At 45.3% G+C, this 17,310-nt stretch carries 18 protein-coding genes; 9 read left to right on the top strand and 9 right to left on the bottom strand.

Annotation, left to right across the window (positions count from 1 at the left end):
- Positions 1–178 precede the first annotated feature (178 nt).
- Positions 179–1,615 carry a M48 family metalloprotease gene (locus OCU35_RS08390; protein WP_261825152.1) on the bottom strand — a complete coding sequence of 479 codons (1,437 nt, stop codon included), beginning with the start codon at positions 1,613–1,615 and terminating at the stop codon, positions 179–181.
- Between the two features lie 221 nt (positions 1,616–1,836).
- Here OCU35_RS08390 and OCU35_RS08395 point away from each other — a divergent pair, with 221 nt between their 5' ends.
- The 5 genes from OCU35_RS08395 to OCU35_RS08415 all read left to right on the top strand — a co-directional run bounded on the left by OCU35_RS08395 (position 1,837) and on the right by OCU35_RS08415 (position 6,929).
- Positions 1,837–2,739, top strand: coding sequence for a 1,4-dihydroxy-2-naphthoyl-CoA synthase (locus tag OCU35_RS08395; RefSeq protein WP_017029704.1), 903 nt, complete (start codon positions 1,837–1,839; stop codon positions 2,737–2,739).
- A 238-nt stretch (positions 2,740–2,977) separates the two neighbouring features.
- On the top strand, positions 2,978–3,553 hold the full coding sequence (locus tag OCU35_RS08400) for a PepSY domain-containing protein (RefSeq protein WP_102538864.1): 576 nt from the start codon (positions 2,978–2,980) through the stop codon (positions 3,551–3,553).
- An 11-nt stretch (positions 3,554–3,564) separates the two neighbouring features.
- Entirely contained in the window at positions 3,565–4,251 is a 687-nt protein-coding gene (locus tag OCU35_RS08405; RefSeq protein ID WP_017029702.1) for a response regulator transcription factor, read from the top strand.
- The gene (locus tag OCU35_RS08410; protein WP_261825153.1) at positions 4,248–5,636 is read left to right on the top strand and encodes a HAMP domain-containing sensor histidine kinase; all 1,389 of its coding nucleotides are present in this window, start codon (positions 4,248–4,250) and stop codon (positions 5,634–5,636) included. Before OCU35_RS08405 ends, OCU35_RS08410 begins: the two co-directional genes overlap by 4 nt.
- 111 nt (positions 5,637–5,747) lie before the next feature.
- Positions 5,748–6,929, top strand: coding sequence for a multidrug effflux MFS transporter (locus OCU35_RS08415; RefSeq protein WP_261825154.1), 1,182 nt, complete (start codon positions 5,748–5,750; stop codon positions 6,927–6,929).
- 60 nt (positions 6,930–6,989) lie between these two features.
- Here OCU35_RS08415 and OCU35_RS08420 read toward each other — a convergent pair whose 3' ends face one another.
- The 4 genes from OCU35_RS08420 to OCU35_RS08435 all read right to left on the bottom strand — a co-directional run bounded on the left by OCU35_RS08420 (position 6,990) and on the right by OCU35_RS08435 (position 10,018).
- A complete protein-coding gene (locus tag OCU35_RS08420) occupies positions 6,990–7,547 on the bottom strand; it encodes a sugar O-acetyltransferase (RefSeq protein ID WP_102429578.1) in 558 nt (185 codons plus the stop codon).
- Positions 7,548–7,714: 167 nt separating this feature from the next.
- Complete coding sequence (locus tag OCU35_RS08425) at positions 7,715–8,608, bottom strand: acyltransferase (RefSeq protein ID WP_017029698.1); 894 nt, start codon at positions 8,606–8,608, stop codon at positions 7,715–7,717.
- Between the two features lie 137 nt (positions 8,609–8,745).
- Positions 8,746–9,627, bottom strand: a complete 882-nt coding sequence (locus OCU35_RS08430) for a LysR substrate-binding domain-containing protein (RefSeq protein WP_261825912.1) — start codon at positions 9,625–9,627, stop codon at positions 8,746–8,748.
- Positions 9,628–9,862: 235 nt separating this feature from the next.
- The gene (locus OCU35_RS08435; RefSeq protein ID WP_017029696.1) at positions 9,863–10,018 is read right to left on the bottom strand and encodes a hypothetical protein; all 156 of its coding nucleotides are present in this window, start codon (positions 10,016–10,018) and stop codon (positions 9,863–9,865) included.
- A gap of 318 nt (positions 10,019–10,336) precedes the next feature.
- Here OCU35_RS08435 and OCU35_RS08440 point away from each other — a divergent pair, with 318 nt between their 5' ends.
- Positions 10,337–11,161, top strand: coding sequence for an FTR1 family iron permease (locus OCU35_RS08440; protein ID WP_261825155.1), 825 nt, complete (start codon positions 10,337–10,339; stop codon positions 11,159–11,161).
- Here the strand turns inward: OCU35_RS08440 and OCU35_RS08445 are convergent.
- Positions 11,153–11,830: a DUF3047 domain-containing protein gene (locus tag OCU35_RS08445; protein ID WP_261825156.1), complete on the bottom strand. Its 678-nt coding sequence runs from the start codon at positions 11,828–11,830 to the stop codon at positions 11,153–11,155. The genes OCU35_RS08440 and OCU35_RS08445 overlap by 9 nt on opposite strands.
- 119 nt (positions 11,831–11,949) lie before the next feature.
- Complete coding sequence (locus OCU35_RS08450) at positions 11,950–12,477, bottom strand: YgjV family protein (protein ID WP_017029693.1); 528 nt, start codon at positions 12,475–12,477, stop codon at positions 11,950–11,952.
- A gap of 217 nt (positions 12,478–12,694) precedes the next feature.
- Between OCU35_RS08450 and kdgR the strand changes: the two genes are divergently transcribed.
- On the top strand, positions 12,695–13,480 hold the full coding sequence (gene kdgR / locus OCU35_RS08455) for a DNA-binding transcriptional regulator KdgR (RefSeq protein WP_017029692.1): 786 nt from the start codon (positions 12,695–12,697) through the stop codon (positions 13,478–13,480).
- A 213-nt stretch (positions 13,481–13,693) separates the two neighbouring features.
- On the opposite strand, the gene OCU35_RS08460 is transcribed toward kdgR, so the two are convergent.
- The gene (locus OCU35_RS08460) at positions 13,694–13,828 is read right to left on the bottom strand and encodes a hypothetical protein (RefSeq protein ID WP_261825157.1); all 135 of its coding nucleotides are present in this window, start codon (positions 13,826–13,828) and stop codon (positions 13,694–13,696) included.
- Between the two features lie 5 nt (positions 13,829–13,833).
- On the bottom strand, positions 13,834–15,381 hold the full coding sequence (locus OCU35_RS08465; protein WP_261825158.1) for a cryptochrome/photolyase family protein: 1,548 nt from the start codon (positions 15,379–15,381) through the stop codon (positions 13,834–13,836).
- 190 nt (positions 15,382–15,571) lie between these two features.
- Between OCU35_RS08465 and OCU35_RS08470 the strand changes: the two genes are divergently transcribed.
- Both OCU35_RS08470 and OCU35_RS08475 read left to right on the top strand, forming a co-directional pair.
- A complete protein-coding gene (locus tag OCU35_RS08470) occupies positions 15,572–15,964 on the top strand; it encodes a glycine zipper family protein (protein WP_065598781.1) in 393 nt (130 codons plus the stop codon).
- 28 nt (positions 15,965–15,992) lie between these two features.
- Positions 15,993–17,276 carry a serine hydrolase domain-containing protein gene (locus OCU35_RS08475; protein ID WP_261825159.1) on the top strand — a complete coding sequence of 428 codons (1,284 nt, stop codon included), beginning with the start codon at positions 15,993–15,995 and terminating at the stop codon, positions 17,274–17,276.
- Positions 17,277–17,310 lie beyond the last annotated feature (34 nt).

The raw sequence follows: 17,310 nt of genomic DNA on the forward strand, positions 1-17,310 counted from the left end.
CCAGAACCCATTTACTCTGCGTTGAGCGACTTTTGCTTAGATGACTAGGCGGCAAGTCCCTCGCCTTGATTAAATAACTTCTGGTCGAGCAAAATTTAATCGCAAAAGGTCAACAGACCCTCGCTACAAACACAAAAGAGAGGCAATCTGCCTCTCTTTTATTCTTTTGATGCGCTAGTTACTTGTAAGGCGCTTCAACAACGACCTTCACTTTATCTCCAGATTTAAGCGCTTCAGTCTCATCAACGGCGTTCATTACCGCCAAGAGTTCGGCTGAGGTCTTACTGTTCGTTGCTTTATAGATAGCATCGATTGTTTCGCCTTGCTTAGCGTCAACCACCTTAAGCTCTAATTGAGTAATAGAGGCCAACTCTTCCTCTGTCATTGGGCGAAAAGTGCTAGCGCTTTCATTGGCAACTTTCTGCTTTTCCTCGGTAGAGATAGTCACGATCTGATAGGTATCAATACCTAGATTAACCCAACCGCGAGTCATGTAACTGGTGCCCTGCTTTTGCTGGTTGGTAAGGGTGATACTGTAGATTGAATTTCCCCAATCCAGTTTCTTCTCATCAACATCGAGCTCCATGTTATAGCGACGCTTAAGCTCGTTTTGGAAGCGAAGCGCATGTTCTTTGGCACTAAACTCGTTAGACGCAAGACTCAATACAACCGCTGCATCTTGTTCTTTATCCACCGCAGCTACAGCGGCAGCTTGATTAACGGTTTGCCACTCTTCAGGGAAGTCGATAACAAATTTCATATCAGGCTGTAAGAAGGTTTGCTCTCTAAACAACCCCTTACCTGGATTTTCTCCTACCAGTAAGCCATCAATTTGAGAAACGAAATCTTTGTGGATTGGTGCCAATTCAGCCACCTTGAGATCTTTGGCTACCTTTTTTACATCAGATACACGATCTGGCGTATAGGGGTGAGAATCAAAATAGCTTTTTTCTGACTCTTGCTTAGTTTGGATCTCTACCGCTCTATTAAGGCGGAACAAGATGCTGTTCATCGCAAGAGGGTTGTAGCCCGCTTTGGCTGCCAGTTGAATACCGAGTCTATCCGCGTCACTTTCATGGCCGCGACTGTAGCCTGCCATCAACAAGCTATTGCTGGTCGTGATTGGCGCATTAATAAGGTCGCCAAGATCTTCGTTGATAACACCACCCACAATATTACCCGGCAGCTCAACAAGACCTGGAAGCACGCTCGATTGCATCTGTTTCACTGAGTGACGCTCGGTCACGTGGATAATCTCGTGCGCCATCACACAGGCGAGTTCATCTTCATTATTCACTAGGCTAAGCAGTCCACGTGATACAAAGATGTAGCCACCAGGAAGTGCAAAGGCATTTGGGATGGCGTCATCAACGATCTTGAACTGGAATTCAAATTCAGGGTTTTCAATGTGGCTGACTAAACGAGCACCAATTTGCTGTACGTACGCTTCCATCTCATTTTTATCGTACACACCCATTTGCATTTCAACCGCTGTCGCATTTTGCGCGCCAACTTCTCTGTCATAATCCGTGCTGACACTACATGCTGCCAAGCCAAGTGCTACCGCTGAAACTATGAATGTTCTCGCTACATTCTTCTCTACAAAAAAATTCATATCGTCCTTGCTTAACATTTTGTTTCATATCTCTCGATAATAACAAAAGTTCATCATCAAGATAGTTGTTCAATCCACTATTTCGAAATCCTTGGCAGAAATCTCATGACATTGCTGAAATTAACGACACAAGTAACGAAAAAACCAAACAAATCATAGACTCATGTTGACTGACACCGAGCAAATTCCTAGCCTAATAGAAACATCCAGTGAGAATTATCATGACTGACACCAATTCATCTATTTTTAATCCCGAACTTTGGGAAGCTGTACCCGGTTTTGACTTCGAAGATATTACCTATCACAGAAGTAAGACCCAAGGGACAGTTCGTATTGCCTTTGACCGCCCCGATTGCCTGAATGCCTTTCGTCCTAGAACGGTAGACGAGCTGTATACCGCACTTGATCATGCAAGACAGTGGTCAGACGTAGGCTGTGTATTATTGACCGGCAATGGTCCTTCTAAAAAAGGCCAATGGTCTTTCTCTTCTGGTGGTGATCAACGTATTCGTGGCAAAGATGGCTATAAATATGAGGGTGATGGCGAGAACGTAGCAGATGTCGCACGCATGGGTCGCCTACATATCCTAGAGGTTCAGCGCTTAATTCGCTTTATGCCAAAAGTCGTCATTGCCGTGGTTCCTGGCTGGGCCGTGGGTGGCGGGCATAGCCTGCATGTAGTGTGTGACCTGACACTTGCCTCAAAAGAGCACGCGGTCTTCAAACAAACCGACCCTGATGTTGCGTCCTTTGATTCTGGTTACGGTTCCGCTTATCTGGCTAAAATGATTGGTCAAAAGCGTGCTCGAGAGATTTTTTTCTGCGGCTTTGATTACACCGCTCAAGAAGCCTATGACATGGGCATGGTTAACAAAGTCATCGACCACATCGACCTTGAAACAGAAGCACTTCGTTGGGCCGCCGAGATCAACAGTAAATCTCCTACTGCAATGCGTATGCTGAAATATGGTTTCAACCTGCCTGATGATGGCTTGGTTGGTCAGCAACTGTTTGCTGGTGAAGCCACTCGCCTAGCCTATGGCACCGATGAAGCACAAGAAGGCCGAGATGCTTTCCTTGAGAAGCGCGCAAAGGATTTCACCAAGTTCCCTTGGCACTATTAATAACTGCTTCTACTAACAACATTTGAGAAGATTAATTTTATTTAATCTTCTCTCCATCTTGGGTTTATCTCGGCCCTTTATAGTAACTGCATATCGAGAGACATGGAGCGAGACGAAAGTGAGACACACAAACAAGCGCGGACTACTGGTATGTGCAACAGCTTATGCGTTTCTATTTTCAGTCACCCATGCTCTTGCTCATTATTTTTCAGTGACTACCTAGCCGAGGAAAACAAACATGAAACTACTTAAAACCGGACTATTTGCCAGCCTTCTTTCTGTTGTGCCATTCGTTCATGCAGACGACCAACAAGAAGCCGCACTAAGCCTAATGGCGATCAACTCTGGCTCTGCCACCCTAGTGAATCTAGCGCCAGAGGTTCGCTCTATCTCAACGGGAGTGGTTACTGAGGTAGAGCTGGACGACTACAAAGATACTATGTTCGCATACGAATTTAAGGTTATTGACCTGAACGAAGGCTTTAAACATAAGATGAGCTACTCAGTGCAAGATGGCGCACTACTTAGACACAAGTCTGAAAGCCTAACCACGTTTGGTTTCAGTGACTTAGATGACGATGAGCGCTACGCTATTGAACAAGTGCAAAAGGCCGAATTTGATATTCTGAAAAAGCTGACCGAGCTCGAAGAGAAATACTCTGCTAAGGCTTTAGAAGTGGAGCTTGAAAGTAAAAAAGGCATCGTCTTTTATGAGGTCGAGCTAGCAAGCACTGAACAAGGCAAACAAAAGCTTCTGATTAATGTTGCCACTGGTGAAGAAATCCCAGTAATGAAGAACAAGAAGCATAAATAAGGACAGTCTAAGTGAAGGTATTGGTGATCGAAGATGATAAGGATACTCGAGAGTATCTTTGTCAATCACTCAAGCAACAAGGCTATGAAGTAGATAGTGCAGATAATGGGCAGGATGGTTTATTCCTTGCCCTTGAAGGAGAGTATCAAGTGATCGTGCTCGATCGCATGTTGCCCTCTATTGACGGCCTCACCGTACTTTCCACTTTACGAGCAGCAAATACCACTGCTCGAGTACTTATCCTTAGCGCACTAGATAGTGTAGATGAACGAGTAAAAGGGCTGAAACAGGGGGGAGATGACTACTTAACCAAGCCCTTCGCGTTAGCAGAACTAATAGCCCGTGTAGAGATCCTAGCAAGCAGAGCAGTGTCGTCATCCGCCCCATCGATTCAGAGCCAGCTTCGCAATGGTCATATTCAGTTAGACCTGTTGTCACAAGAGGTCTTTGTTGCTTCGCAAAAGGTTAACCTGCAAGCCAAAGAGTTTAAGCTACTGCGCTACTTGGTAGAACACGCCGGGCAAGTAGTGACGCGCTCGCTATTGTTTGAAGCGGTATGGGATTACAATTTTGACCCTCAAACCAATGTCATAGACGTACACATTGCGCGCCTGAGAAAGAAGCTAGAAATTGAAGGGCAACCTAACCTTATTGAAACGGTACGCGGCGCTGGTTATCGGATGGTAAAAGCGACATGAATAACCTGCTCGCTCAAGGCAAGGCATTGGTGAACAACACCTGGCGTCGTCACTCTCTGTGGCGACTCTCTTTGTCTATAGCAATCATGCTTTGGCTTGCCGTAGCAGTCGCACTATTCACCATCTACCAACTAAGCATACAGCCACTGATACAGTCACGTCAGCAAATCCTGCTACAACACGCACAGCAGTTGCTAAGCGCCAGCGAAACTAATGCGCCTAGCGCCCTGCCCGACCTTCTTGATGACACCCTTTACGACCCACAAGGCATTATTACAGTATTGCGAAGTGACACAGGCGAGATCTATGGGTCCCTCAATCATTTTCCAAGCACGCTGCCCTCATGTCCAACACTAAAGCCCTTTCCTGTTGTCCGTGGCAACAGTGGCAACCTCTCTTTATTGGAAGGCTGCCAGTTTGAAATGGACGGTTATTCTGTTCTGGTTGCCACCGATAGCGAATACCTATGGCAGGTACGTGAAAACTTTGAAAATGCCGCTATCGTGGTGCTCATTTGTGCCTTTTTCATCGCACTAATCCCAAGCTGGATAATACGCCGCAAGATGAAGTCACAATTATCCGGCATACACTCTGTGGTTTCTCAGATAGAGAAAGGGCGTTTTGGGGGCAGAATTCAAACCAATAACTCTCATGATGAGTGGGATAACATCGCGCACTACATCAATGCTATGTTGGATGAAATCGAGTCATCAATTACGCAGATCCAAGGGGTGACAGACGCTATTGCTCACGATCTGAGAACGCCCCTTACTCGTATCAAAAACCGCCTATCCATCTTAGAAAGCGGTGCTGAACACAGACAACAAACTGATGAACAAATGACCCAGATCCAACAAGAGTTTGATGACCTACTGCAAACCTTCAATGCCATGCTTGAACTCAGTAAGCTGGAGAATATCGGCGATAAAAGCCAGTTTGTGGAGTTAGACCTGTCTCGCATCATTCAAGATGCAGCTGAACTTGCCGAGGCGCAACTAGAAGAAAAACAGCAAACACTCTCTATAGACCTCTCTCCTGTGGCCATGAAAGGTGAGCCATCCTTGCTGTTTCGCTTGATCTACAACCTGCTCGATAATGCCTATAAGTATTGTCCCAATCAGGCACATGTCAGTATACAGCTATCCCAAGACGCTCTCATTATCCAAGACAATGGCCCTGGCGTGCCTAAGGATCAACAGCAGAAAATCATGCAGCGCTTATACCGTGCGGACAAATCTCGAAACACCCCAGGGCATGGACTTGGACTCGCATTAGTGGCGGTAGTAGCAAAACTGCATGAGATGGATATCGATGTTGGTTTTAGCGATTCAATACAAGAAACTGGCCTTAAGATCGTCTTTCACATTCCTAACACAAAAGGCTAAGAAAAAGTCATACAAGCTTGGTATACTGCTAGATGAACCCTCGGTTCAATTTCTAATTTAGCACGATGATTCTCCTTCTAATGCTCATCGCGTATACCAAGCCGGACACCCATGACTCAGCTATTTCGTAAAAAGCCTATTTTTCTCGCCTGTTTGATCATCAGTATTGGTCAGTTGAGTATGGGTCTTGTTTTCCCCTCTCTTCCTTGGATTGCCAAAGATTTCTCTATCACATTGGATCAGGCTCAATTGCTAGTAGGTATTTACTTACTTGGATTTGGACCTTCGCAATTCATCTATGGCCCCATTTCTGATGCCCTTGGCCGTAAAAAAGTGCTTTTGAGTGGATTGTTGATTGCCATGCTAGGGTTGGGCGCCATTATCCTGTATTCCGACTCATTCCACGCCATGGTATTGGGTCGCTTCCTACAAGGATTAGGTACAGGGTGTTGCGCCGTTCTGGCAAGAGCATCAACCCGCGATAGCTACACAGGTTCACAATTGCCTACGGCACTCTCTTACATCGCCATGGTCGCCTCGCTCACTCCATTAGTCGCTCCCGTCATCGGTGGTTTTATTAACCACTACTTTGGCTGGGGCATGGTGTTTATCTCTTTGCTTTGTTATGTGGCAGTCGCTTGGCTAGTGCTCATGATGAACTTTAAGGAGACGATGTTAGACCAGCGCAAGATTCCTTCTGTGGGTTCCATGATAGGCCAATATAAAGAATTGCTGGGTTCGCGCTACTTCATTAGCTTTTCTAGTATCTCATGGCTCAACTTTAGCCTAGTGGTGACCACGGTTTCCTTGATGCCCTTCATCATGCAAGACCAAATTGGCATGACCTCAGATCAATACGCTTTGTGGGCATTGATCCCAACGGCAGGAATGCTGATTGGTACCTCTTTGAGTAACCGACTCAGGCCAGCCATTGGCATCCATAAAACGCTACGAATCACCCCGTTTCTGCAAATGATTGGCGCTATTTGGCTGATATTCTGCCCGTTAGAGCCTCTATGGTTGATGATCGGGCAACTGTTTATGGTGCTGGGTAATGGTTTAGCTCTGCCCTGTGCACAGGCCATGATAATGCAGCCATACGGGCGTAAAGCTGGCGTTGCTGCGGCAATGTCGGGCGGCGGACAAATGATTATATCTTCGATTGTTAGTATGGGATTGATGGCCCTTGGGCTCACCCAAGCATGGCAACTTGGTTGTGTCATTGCACTGTTTTCAATTATTACCTACGGCAATATCTACCGAGGCTTCAAGAGTGAAGTGCCAAACGGATAATGGATCAAAAAAGGCGCTTAAAGAAGCGCCTTTTAAATTCAGCTATGACTCATCCTAAATCTAAACGTCAATAGTACGAATCACTTTACAGGGATTGCCTGCAGCTACGACGTTAGCCGGAATATCTTTCACAACCACACTGCCCGCGCCAATAACCGCGTTTTCACCAATGGTCACCCCAGGGCAGACAATCACGCCACCACCAAGCCAAACATTGTTGCCAATCTTAATAGGCAAACCAAATTCAATGCCTACTTCAATACGCTGTACAGGATCAATCGGGTGGCCAGCTGTGTATATTTGCACGTTGGGAGCAAACATCACATTGTCGCCAATCTCTACCGTATTCACATCTAAGATGACGCAATTGAAATTGGCATAGAAATTTTTGCCCAGCTTGATGTTAGAGCCGTAGTCACAGCGAAACGGTGGCTCAATATAAGCATCACCACTTCCTGGGATCAGATTTTCTAAAGTAGAACGCCAGTTCGGTGTTCCAGGTAAGGTCTCATTAAATTTTTTTACCGCCTTACGACAGTGTGTTCTTTCTGCGAGAAGTTCCTCATCCCATGCTTCATACGCCTCTCCAGCCAGCATCTTTTCTTTTTCAGTTTTCATTACTACTACCGATGAAATAGATCGAATCAGCAATATGCAAAAAGAGGGTTCTAAAGGCGAGACTTGAATTTCAGAATATCGAACATGGTCACGCTCTGTAGTTATGAAATGTGAGGCTAGAGTTATGGGGAGGGGACGTAAAAAAGGCAGCTACTGCTGCCTCTTTCTTACTGGTCTTTATTTGGTGAGTAAACACCCTTTAAATATTCATCTTTTTCTTGCCACACAGTATTGAGCCATCGGTGGAAACCGCGCTTAAACACTTTGTCATTAAAGTAATCGCCACGCAGATTCTCATCAATATCAAACACTCGAATATTCACCACAACCTTAGTTAGACGTCCCTTCAATAAGTCGTTAAATGGGTCTTCGCGGTTCTCAGGGTAAGCAAGAGTGACATCCACTACCCCGTCCAATAACTCGTTCATAGCGTTAAGGGTAAATGCAACGCCACCAGTTTTTGGCTTCAACAGGTGTTGATAAGGGGTCTTCGCCGTCGCCATTTTCTCTGGATTGGCACGAGTGCCTTCAGCAAAACTGATCATGGTCGTAGGTACACGTCGAAACTTCTCACATGCCTTGTTAATCGCATCAAAGTCATCATTACGACGCTCAGGGTTACGCACCAAAAACTCATGGGAGTGGCGACGCATAAACGGCATGTCGAGACCCCAGCATGCTAAGCCAACAAAAGGAACGTATAAAAGGCTATGCTTAAGCAAGAACTTACCCATAGGGATCTTATCTTTCATCACCGAAGATAAGATGACGATATCAGCCCAGCTAAGGTGATTGGAGATCAGTAAATACCACTGCTCAGTGGAAAGGTTTTCTCCCCCCTCAATCTGCCAATCAATCTTGTTATTGACATTGAGTAGCCACAGATTAATCGTTGCCCAAAGCCACATCTGCTTGTTGGCCAGTTTGCTCATTGAGACTTTGACGCCGGCGAATGGCAAGACTATTTTGATAATTGCCAGAATACTGACGACAAACGAGGTGTAAGCAGTATTAAACATGACCAAGAAAACATTCATGATCATCTGAAGATTTTTAAGCATTTGCTGAGTCCGTAGCATGTGAAGGCGTCATCATATATCAGAATTAACCGCATATTAATCTCAAAAACACATTTTCTTTAATCAATACCAAACATCGCACATAAACGCAGGAAAAACAGAAACACGTCCGATGAGCTCTAGTTGGCGTGATGAGTCTGTGTTAATTCGGTAAATGCCTGTATATGCTCCAACTTGCTGTCTGCCACGCGTACACCTGCATATAAATGGCGTCGTATTCCGCCGCCCAATGGCTTTGTAGAGATAAGGTCTTGGCTTTCAAACGTGCGCACAGCCCAATCGGGCAAAGCCGCAACCCCAAAGCCACCTGAAACCATCTGCAATAGCGTTGATGTATTGTCTACCTTCTTCCATTTAAGAGGCTCACACTGCTCTGGCTTAAGGAATAGGTTATAAACGTCCATACGGCGCTTATCTACTGGGTATGTGAGCAATATCTCTGCGGCAAGGTCAGTGGGTTCAATGAAAGGTTTACCATTCAAAGGGTGATCGCTACTCATCACCAGTTGCAGGTCATAGCCGAACAATGGCAGAAAATGGATATCTCCGCGAGTTTCGATATCAGAGGTAATCATTAGATCTATCTCACCCGCTAGCAGGCGCTCTTGAGGGTGCTGATGAAAACCCGACTCAAGGTCTACATCCAGTTCTGCGTATTGGCTTTGGAAGCGCTTGATTGTTGGTAGCAGCCACTGAAAACAAGAATGGCAATCAATGGCTAAGGTAAAGCGGGTATTTTCTTGTGGTTGGCTTAGTTGCTGTTCGGTGGCCAAGACCTGCGGCAAAACCCGATTCGCAAGCTCAATGATAATCTGCCCTTGAGAGGTAAAACGTATCGGCTTGGTCTTGCGATAGAACAATTGCCCACCAACTCTTACCTCAAGTTCTTTGAGCTGATGAGAGATCGCCGATTGCGTAATATGCAAGTTCTCGGCACAGCTAGCGATAGAACCAAATTTGGCCAGTCCTTGCATTGTCCGTAAGTGTTTTAGTTCTAACATCATCCATCCTAGTGATCCCTACCCTATTAACATACCCACCTTACAGTGAAGTGTAAACGTCTAGATGGCTAAAGCTTAATTCTCACGAATCAGTCACACCGTGAATATCAAAAACGGGCTGAAGGATAGACAAAGAGACTAAGGTATTGAAAGACAAATAATTAACTAGATAATGAGTGCTATGCACGAGATCAAAAAAAGGAGCCTTTGCTCCTTTTTTGTTAACAATTTGCTACTAACTCGTCAGCGTCGAATAAACCACTAAGGAACACCAACCCGCTAACAAGGCAAAAAACACCAAAAACTTTGGCAACGTTTTGTCTTTCATGTCTGATACTGATTGGTGTCGCTTATCCACTTCCTTCTTGAAGTTCTCTTTTGTCACTACCATGGTACATCCTCTTTATCCGTAATAGTCCTGAACATTACGAATCACAATACATTAACAATAGCTCAATCACAGCGACACAAATCACCTTTAAGGAACCGACTTATGTTATTTTCAATCAAGGCAGAAAACCCATTGATAGCAGCTATCGAATAGCACGCAGAATCATACTTTTTTACTATCAGTCCAGTCCAAGAGAGGCTGAACTTCCTTTATACCAGTAATCCCAAATTCGGCATCTTAGTTCCACTTTTTCCATCTGTAACATGGCGCTCATTCTATTGATAATGAGAACTCATTTCATTTATAAACGGAGTTGTTATGTTTGCAAGTATGGCCATTGTCTCTAGGGAAGGGTTTGAGATGGTGCTGATCATCACCCTGCTACTGGCGGCAACACATCAGGTTAAGGGGGCAAATAAATGGATACTTTTAGGCGGTATCGCTGGTCTTTGTGTATCAATTTTACTGGCTAGCTTGGCATTGTCTAACGCCTATATAGCTTCGCTACTTAAAGCGAAACTAACCGGGGCTATCATCCTCATCCTTGCTAGCCTACTTATTGCTTGGACTGTCATTTGGATGAAATCAGAGGGCAAAAAGATAGGTCAAAAGATCTCTAATATTGATGTCTCCGATGCTGCTTCACCTCTGCTTTCACTCTCTATTGTGGCATTCCTAACTGTGGTGCGAGAAGGCAGCGAGGTCGTACTATTTTTGCTGGGGCTGATGAGCCAATCTGGCGTATCGGTTCACTCTATAATACTAGGCAGTGTATTTGGGGCGCTTGAAGCCATAGTGATAGGCGTGCTCATGTACTTTGGTCTTATTCGCGTCAATATTGGCAAGGTGTTTGATGTTTTTGCTGTGATCATGACCTTCTTGTCTGCAGGCATGGCAGCCAACGCGGTGGCAAAACTCTCTTCGATAGGGCTTGTTCCATCACTCATTCCACAGGTTTGGAATACCACCCCTTATTTTGACCACCATACAAACTGGCTAGCGCTAGTAATGCATGTTGTGTTCGGCTACACAGAGAAGCCAAGCCTAATGCAGCTGATCGTCTATACCTCAACCTTAGTTGTGATTTTTGCTCTGAGTAAAAGGGTCAACAGTAAGCTGAATGCGGCTGCACACTCATCGTGAAGAAAAGATAATATCGCCATAATAAGACTCTGCATGGCTTCCGCTATTATCGGTATCGGTCATAATCGCCACCATATCGATATAGCGATAGCTTTGTTGATTGGCTTTATCACTGCCCTTGTCACCAAAGTAGTGGATTAGGTCTTGATAGATATTGCGTTTTTCGTCGTACCACTGCTTAGAATTTGACTCGCTACCTCGGGTGGCGAGCATTTTTACATTAGCCCCTGCAAAGGGGTTATCCCAAACCTCACCATCTGCCGGAGCACTTGACCAAACATAGCTTATGGATTTTGTGTTCCAGAACTTCATCCCTCCATCAATGACCACGTATACCCGCGCGGCAAAATCATCCCCTTGCTTGGTGGTTTCTTGAAGCGCAGGGAGAGACTGTTTTACCAGCCATGACCAATTCATGTAAGGAGTATCGAGGAGGTCGATGCGCTTGTTGAGGACAAGACCCGAAGCGGCATTATCGCTACGTGCCTGTATCGCAGGCCGGTTTTTATAGTCGGTGACATTGTAACGAGTTGGGGTGGTAATATCCTTGGTTTTCCATGCCTCCATTCCGCCATGAGCAATATCGGTAATGTTTACCTGTGCGAATGCAGCGGGACTCATTAACATGCAACCCAAGAGCATCATTGCGAGCAGGCTATTATCTTTCATTGCGATTCCTAAGCCACTAAGTTTCATGTCTATAAGTAACTAGGATCTTACAACTATGTGCACTCGAAGACCCTGACCTGCGTCAGAATGACGCTTTGTATTCAAGGATACTCAGAACTCTATTGTATTTCTTCCGCTGTGACACTCGTTACCTGTGCCTCTTTGTGCAGGCGAAACATAGTAAACAGATTAGCGCCAATCAGGGTCATTTCTAATAACGTTCCACCGATTGAACCGACGATAATATTGTTGACCAACCAACAGCATGCACCTAATAAGAAACCTATACGCATAGGGATCCCCTTTAAGACAAATACCGAATAGGTACCAATGGCGGTTCCTAAAATTGGCCAGATATCCGCCCAGCTTTCCGCAAGGGTATATCCCAGCAAACCAGATGCGAGAATAAAGATATATGCAACTAACTTAGAAGACGTGAAAATTGATGTCGTCGTTCTCATCGCGGAAAGTAGAGCGCTCAACGCAGACATCATTGATCCCAGCAACAGGTAGTGGAACACATGATTAATGTTGAATACCATCATCATGATCTTTAAACGCCTATCATCTTTTTGATAAAACGTAGACACACCAATGGCGTAACCCACAAACCCTAATACTTGTCCCCAAAAATGAAGATCTGACATCTACTCTCTCACCGGCACGATTACTAATTTCTAATGATTTACACAGTATACATTTTAAAACGTCGTTTCATCTATTTATTATTAGAAGTACTGAATATATCCTCAACAAATCTGTTCGGTTTCAAAATAATGAAAAGCATTTTTGAAATAACTGACTCAATGGCTTTTTGTCTGTATACTTTCCGAAAAAATGCAGTAATAAAAAACAAGGACTAGGATGGAAAAATCCACACAGCCTGAAGCCGTTTCATCGGTACTAAAGGTGTTCAATATTTTACAAGCTCTCGCTGAGCAAAAAGAGATTGGTGTATCTGAGCTTTCACAGCGCTTAATGATGTCAAAGGCAACCACCTATCGATTCTTGCAAACCATGAAGATGCTTGGTTTTGTCTCCCAGGAAGGAGAAGCCGATAAATACGCACTCACGCTTAAGTTATTTGAGCTGGGCGCTAAAGCCTTAGAGTACGTTGATCTGATCGATATTGCTGACAAAGAGATGCGTGAGATATCCAATCAAACCAACGAGACAGTTCACCTTGGTGCTCTGGATGAAGGCGCAATCATCTACCTTCATAAAATAGACTCTAGCTACAACCTACGTATGCACTCTCGTGTAGGTCGACGTAATCCTCTTTACAGCACTGCAATAGGCAAGGTGTTGTTGGCAGGCAAAAGTCATGACGAAGCCCTAAGTATCTTAGAGCCTGTAGAGTTCATCAAGCATACCGACAAAACCCACGAAAATGCAGACCAGTTGATGGGTGAAGTTGAGCTCGTTGCTAAACAACACTTTGGTGAAGACAACGAAGAGCAAGAACCAGGGCTACGCTGTATAGCCTCACCTATCTATGATCGTTTTGGCAACATTATTGCCTCAGTATCGGTTTCTTTCCCGACTATTCGTTTTGATATTGACCGTAAGCCTGAGTACGTAAAAATGCTACAACACGCAGGTAAGCGAATCTCAGAACAGCTCGGTTACCACGACTACCCTGTCGCCTAGTCGATAGCTGACATTTGAGCACAAGTCGAGTCAAGTACCTCTGTCTTCTGTCTTAGGTCATACGCGAGCGCTTCTAATCCCGACATCCCCGAGTGCTCTTATCGGGGATCTTCACAACGAAGAGATTGCCGATAAAAGACCTCGGCAATGACGCGTTGGAATCGTTGCCGGCGCTAGGTCATCACCAAGGTTATCTAACGCCTTTTGCGCATTTCACCAATTGGTATTTTGCACCAAGATGGCACCCACCATGATTCTAAAGGGATCGGGTTCTGGCCACCATATAAAGCGTCCATAATGCGCCTCAAGTTGAGAGAATACCTGCGAGATTGGCATAGGAGCGCTCATCAAATTTACAGGTCCTCAAGTTGATTAAGGTAGATTTCAGCCTGCTGCAGGGTTTGCTGTTTTAGCTCATCATCCATCCGCTCCCAAGCACTAAAAATCATGCGCGTACGCGGGTTTTTCGACAATTTTTCTCTGTGTTTATTCATGAAGCGCCAGTACAAACTGTTCAGCGGACAGGCTCGCTCTCCCACTTTGTTCTTTACGTCATAATGGCAACCCTTACAGTGGTCGCTCATCTTATTAATGTAAGCGCCACTGGCAGCGTACGGTTTGGTGGCCACTACCCCACCATCGGCGAATAGTGCCATTCCTCGGGTATTCGGCATTTCTACCCACTCAATGGCATCGACGTATATACCCAAGTACCACTGGTCTACTTGGTCTGGGTCTATCTCGGTGATCAGGCAAAAGTTCCCTGTCACCATTAAGCGCTGAATATGGTGTGCGTAAGCGTAATCCAGCGATTGCGATATGCTGGCTCGAAGACAAGACATCTGGGTTTTCCCAGTCCAAAAATAATCTGGCAGTGTGTTGTTTGCGCTCAAGGCGTTCTTCTTAGCATAGCTAGGCATATTGCCCCAGTACACTCCGCGAATATACTCTCGCCATCCTAGTATTTGGCGCACAAAGCCTTCTACCTGAGCGATATCTATCTCTCCCTCAGAATGTAAAAACGCGTCTACCGATGCACTAACTACCTCAGAGGGTGAAAGCAATTTACTATTGAGAGAAAAAGAGAGGCGAGAATGATAGAGGCTCCATGAATACTGTGTTTTTTCAGTCATTGCGTCTTGAAAGCGGCCAAAGTTAGGTAAACAACATTGGCAAAAATAAGCCAGTAACTGCAGGCTCTGCTCCCGAGAAACAGGCCACAGCAACTCACCTTGTAAACTACCAATAGTTGCGACCTTATGCCTTTCTAATCGCAGTACGATATCTTGAACATCGGTTGCAAACATCAAGGGCTCAGGCACCAAAGCGACGTCTTTTACTGTCAGCTTTTTACGATTCTCTTTATCAAAGTTCCACTGCCCCCCTAGCGGTTTTTCCTCTTCTATCAAGATATCAAAGCGCTTGCGCATACGGCGGTAGAAGTGCTCCATCAGCACATGCTTACCTTCGGGAAACTGCTGAGCAATGTCGTCAAACGGCAATAGGAAGTGCTCGCTTTCCACCATCTTGCTAACGCAGTTGGGGAACTTTAGTGCGAGTAGTTGTGTAAGGAGTCGGTATTCATCCGGCCTTTGAAATTCAAAACGCGACGCCTGCACCTCGTTGACGTGATGAGTAAGCAGCTCACTGAATGTTGAGAACGCCTGAGTGTCATCCAGAGTCAGGTGCAAAACATGATGGCCCTCGTCGCGCAATTCCTTAGCAAAGCCAGACATTGCTGCAAAAAAGGCACAGACCTTTTGAATATGGTGGTTCACGTACGTCGCCTCTTGATGATGCTCGGCAATCACATACAAAATGTCGTCGCTAACTTGTTCATACCAGGAGTGCTGGATATTCAATTGATCACCAAGAACCAGGCGCACGCAGGCGTATTTCATTCATTTTCCCTTATCTAATTATGTCCCTATCCATTTAGATACTCACCAGCGTCTCTAAATGATCACTGTAAACCTAGCACCTCAAAGCCTAGATTTGCATGATTAAGTCCATCAACGACGATTTATATATGTTTTGGTCAGCACTTAACCTGTCCACATCATCTTCAATCGAGACAGTAACGTGAAACGAATGACAAAAGCAGCGACGCTCCTAGCGCTCCTGCCACTAGCAAGCTACGCAAACATCATCGTCGATACAAAAGGGGTCGACCAAGAAAAATACCATGCCGATCTCTACGAGTGCCAAGCCTATAGCGAGCAAGCAGAGCAGAAACAAACTGATTCCCTGGGCCATGACCTGGTGGGTTCCACTGCCAAGGGTGCGGCACTAGGAGCTGCCGGTGGTGCGATCTCTGGTGGGAGTGGATCTAAGGGTGCGAAGGTTGGTGCAGGCATTGGCATCATAGGTGGCGCCTTGTCTCATGGCGCAGAAAAGAAATATAACGAAGAACAACACGAAATTGCCGAGCGCGACATCATGCGAAATTGCATGGTGGGTCGTGGGTATACGGTTCTTAACTAGTTCAATTGATCATACAGGTCGTAATCCCATGCAAAAAAATATAGCACTATCTCTTGCAGCAACGCTAAGTACAGGAGCCGTAATGGCGCAGCCGAGTATCAATGAGACCGCAACTCCTCAAGAAATCCAGCAGATCCATGATTTTTTTCTGGAGAAAGGCAATAAGGTGAAGATTCAGTTTCCTGAACCGCAGTCACAATACGCATGGCAGAACATGAGCCGATTTTTTCCGACAGCACAGATCACTCGTGACGGTCAGGTGTATGAACTCCCGTACGCTTTAAATAAAGACATTGGTATGATAACAGCCAAAGTGCATGGCGAAGCCAAAACGCTAAACGAGCATCTGGATAGCTTCCCTGTAGATGGTTTTTTGGTTGTGAAGAAAGGAGAGATTGTATTTGAGCGCTATAACACTATGCGCAAAACGGACAAGCATAACTGGTTCTCTAACGCTAAGATCACCTCTGGTATCGAGCTAGCCAAGCTTGTAATTGAAGGAAAGGTCAATCCGCAAGCTCCTGTTTCTCAATACATTTCAGAGCTAAAAGGTAGCGACTGGGATAGCGTTACGGTCTACGATACTGCAAATATGGCAACCGGCTTAAACGCTACCGAGCACGATGAGCCAAATCATGACTCACGAACTAATCCCGAACAGCCATGGTTTAAGTGGGCCGTATCAATAGGTCTATTTGAAGGTGAAGGCCAGCAAATGCCATTGGAAACCGTAGCTGAAATGCATCGCAGAGGACCTGGCGGGGAAAAGTTTGAATACAATTCTATCAATACCTTCGTTATAAGCCGTATTGTAGAGAACGTCATCAATAAGCCAATGAATGAAATTGTATCGCAACATATGTGGCAATACATGGGCGCAAACAATGATGCCTTTGTAGCGGTTTCTCCTCACGGTGGCTACCCGCTACAGTTCTTCTCTATGAACTCTACTTTAGAAGATATGGCCAAATACGGCATGATGCTAACCCCATCAGCACCAAAACTGGCAGGCCATAAAGGTGTTGGAAGTGACGTGATAGAACTCATCCAAACTTCAGGAAACCCAAGCGGCTATCACAAGGGCTTTGCGGGACAAAAATTTGCGCACTCGTTCTATGATGATACGGGACTACGAAACGCATTCCAATTCGATGCCATATTTGAAGACGGAGACCTTTTTAAATCTGGTGTCGGCGGTCAAGGTTTGTATATCTCACCAAGTAAAGATCTCGTTATCGCCTTCTTCTCAAGCGGTGACGGGAATAACCAAGAAGAGAGCTATGCTCGTCAGATAGCGAAGTCTTTTAACTAAAATAGCTGTCAGCTTAACGCTAATTGCTGACAAC

Source organism: Vibrio breoganii, assembly GCF_024346795.1.
GTDB lineage: Bacteria > Pseudomonadota > Gammaproteobacteria > Enterobacterales > Vibrionaceae > Vibrio > Vibrio breoganii.